Source organism: Gilliamella sp. wkB108, assembly GCF_001690195.1.
GTDB lineage: Bacteria > Pseudomonadota > Gammaproteobacteria > Enterobacterales > Orbaceae > Gilliamella > Gilliamella apicola_L.
The window spans coordinates 1-518 of record NZ_LZGM01000110.1; the positions used below are offsets into that span (position 1 = coordinate 1).

Genomic DNA, 518 nt, shown 5'->3' on the forward strand with positions numbered 1-518 from the left:
TATAGAAAAATATTACCCTAGAGGTAGTGAATACTTTTCCGAAAGAAGCCTGTTTAACCAACAAGGGGAAAAAACTAATATTATTTATATTCCTAATGTTGGCGAAAATAAAAATGTACATCTTGATAAAAATGGCAATATAACAGAAGTGACTTATGAAGGGAATCGACACATTGTGCTAGCGGATTTTGAAGAAGATGAGCGTTATAAAACGCTGCAAATTGATACCAGTAAAAAATACAAAGCAATTGATAGTTTAGAGCCAGAGAAGTAAACGGTAACTAAAGATTGGCGACAAATTAAGTTTGTTAGTGACAATATTACTACGATTTTTTAGCTAACACGGAAGCGATTGGACTCAATAAAATGATTAAAAAAATAGTGTTAGTCATATTTATATTTTTTTTATTTCTCTATCTATTAGGGAGCTTCATAACGGATACTATCAATCCTTTAGATTTTGCAAAAAGATTGGAAATTCGTGCTATGGGGATCAAACCCAATGTACCATTCTATGA

Annotated in this window: 1 protein-coding gene; it reads left to right on the forward strand. The window is 31.5% G+C overall.

Annotated features, from left to right (window positions below; all coding sequences use genetic code 11):
* A partial coding sequence (locus tag A9G11_RS14500) for a hypothetical protein (RefSeq protein ID WP_176701273.1) occupies positions 1–274 on the forward strand: 274 nt, incomplete at its 5' end.
* Between the last annotated feature and the right edge of the window lie 244 nt (positions 275–518).